This window comes from Streptococcus sp. GMD1S (assembly GCF_000296875.1).
In the GTDB taxonomy this organism is placed as follows: Bacteria; Bacillota; Bacilli; order Lactobacillales; family Streptococcaceae; genus Streptococcus.
Map to the genome: position 1 here is coordinate 1 of NZ_AJQY01000352.1, position 2128 is coordinate 2128.

The following is a 2128-nucleotide window of genomic DNA, read 5'->3' on the forward strand; positions in this document are numbered from 1 at the left end:
CAGGCTGACAAGGAGCTTTACTCTAAGGAGATGCGCAAGACAGTTGAAAATCAAGAAAATCTCACCCTTCGTCAAACCATGATTGATGAAATTTTGGTGGAAGATGGCAAGGTTGTCGGTGTGCGTACAGCTACCCATCAAGAGTATGGAGCAAAAGCGGTTATTGTAACCACAGGAACAGCCCTCCGTGGGGAAATCATCATCGGAGACCTCAAGTACTCATCAGGTCCTAATCACAGTCTTGCTTCTATTAACCTAGCTGATAATCTCAAGGAATTGGGCCTCGAAATCGGTCGTTTCAAGACAGGAACCCCTCCACGTGTCAAGGCTTCCTCTATCAACTACGATGTGACAGAGATTCAGCCAGGAGATGAAGCACCAAATCACTTCTCATATACTTCACGTGATGAGGACTATGTCAAGGATCAAGTGCCATGCTGGTTGACCTATACCAATGGTACCAGTCATGAAATTATCCAAAATAACCTCCATCGTGCGCCTATGTTTACAGGTGTGGTCAAGGGAGTGGGACCTCGTTACTGTCCGTCAATTGAGGACAAGATTGTGCGCTTTGCGGACAAGGAACGCCACCAACTTTTCCTTGAGCCAGAAGGGCGCAATACAGAGGAAGTTTATGTTCAAGGTCTATCAACCAGTCTGCCAGAGGATGTACAGCGTGACTTGGTTCATTCTATCAAAGGTCTGGAAAATGCAGAGATGATGCGAACAGGTTATGCCATTGAGTACGACATGGTCTTGCCACACCAGTTGCGTGCGACTTTGGAAACCAAGAAAATCTCAGGACTCTTTACTGCTGGTCAGACAAATGGAACGTCAGGTTACGAAGAAGCTGCTGGCCAAGGGATTATCGCTGGTATCAATGCGGCTCTAAAAATCCAAGGCAAGCCTGAATTGATTTTGAAGCGCAGTGACGGCTATATCGGGGTCATGATTGACGACTTGGTGACCAAGGGAACTATTGAACCCTATCGTCTCTTGACCAGTCGTGCTGAATACCGTCTCATCCTCCGTCATGACAATGCTGATATGCGTTTGACTGAGATGGGTCGTGAGATTGGTCTCGTTGATGATGAACGCTGGGCCCGTTTTGAGATTAAGAAAAATCAATTTGACAATGAGATGAAACGCCTAGACAGCATCAAACTCAAGCCAGTCAAGGAAACGAACGCTAAGGTTGAAGCGATGGGATTCAAGCCGCTGACAGATGCAGTGACAGCCAAGGAATTCCTTCGCCGTCCAGAAGTCTCTTACCAAGATGTGGTGGCCTTTATCGGACCAGCTGCAGAGGACTTGGATGACAAGGTCATTGAATTGATTGAAACAGAGATCAAGTACGAGGGTTATATTTCCAAAGCCATGGATCAGGTTGCCAAGATGAAACGCATGGAAGAAAAACGCATTCCAGCCAATATCGACTGGGATGACATTGACTCGATCGCAACAGAAGCCCGTCAGAAGTTCAAACTCATCAATCCAGAAACCATCGGCCAAGCCAGCCGTATTTCGGGAGTAAATCCAGCAGATATTTCTATTTTGATGGTCTATCTTGAAGGTAAAAATCGTAGTATTTCTAAGAATCAAGAAAAGAAAGCATAGAGAAAAACAGCTCCGAAGACGGGGCTGTTTTGTTGCTTTATTCTTCATCTGGTGTGAGGATCATCGGAATGATGATCGGTTCACGTTCTGTATTTTCATAGAGGAATGGTCGAATGGCGTTGACAATAGCACCATTGACAGATTGGATGCTAGCATCTTTGTTTTTCAATGCGATACGAATGGCATTGAAGAGGATGCGCTGACTTTGACGAATCAAGTCGCCAGACTCTCTCATGTAGACAAAGCCTCGACTGAGGATGTCTGGACCAGACAGAATCATCTGCGATTTGAAGTCAACAGTTGCGACTGCAAGTACGACACCGTCTTCGGATAGATCTCTACGGTCTTTGAGGACGGCTGCACCGATTTCGCCGATACGATTTCCATCGACATAGATGTCTTGGGCATTGAAATGACCTGCGATACGAGCTGAGTTAGCAGTAAGGGCAAGCACGTCACCATTGCTCATGATAAAGATATTGTCCTTCTCGACACCAGTATCCACCGCTAG

Annotated in this window: 1 protein-coding gene and 1 pseudogene; one reads left to right on the forward strand and one right to left on the reverse strand. The window is 46.1% G+C overall.

Annotated elements, in window-relative coordinates; all coding sequences use genetic code 11:
- The coding region (gene mnmG, locus GMD1S_RS10200; protein ID WP_000299920.1) for a tRNA uridine-5-carboxymethylaminomethyl(34) synthesis enzyme MnmG at positions 1-1617 on the forward strand (1617 nt) is incomplete at its 5' end.
- A gap of 37 nt (positions 1618-1654) precedes the next feature.
- Here the strand turns inward: mnmG and GMD1S_RS10205 are convergent.
- Positions 1655-2128: pseudogene (locus GMD1S_RS10205) on the reverse strand (ribonuclease J); the annotation flags it as partial.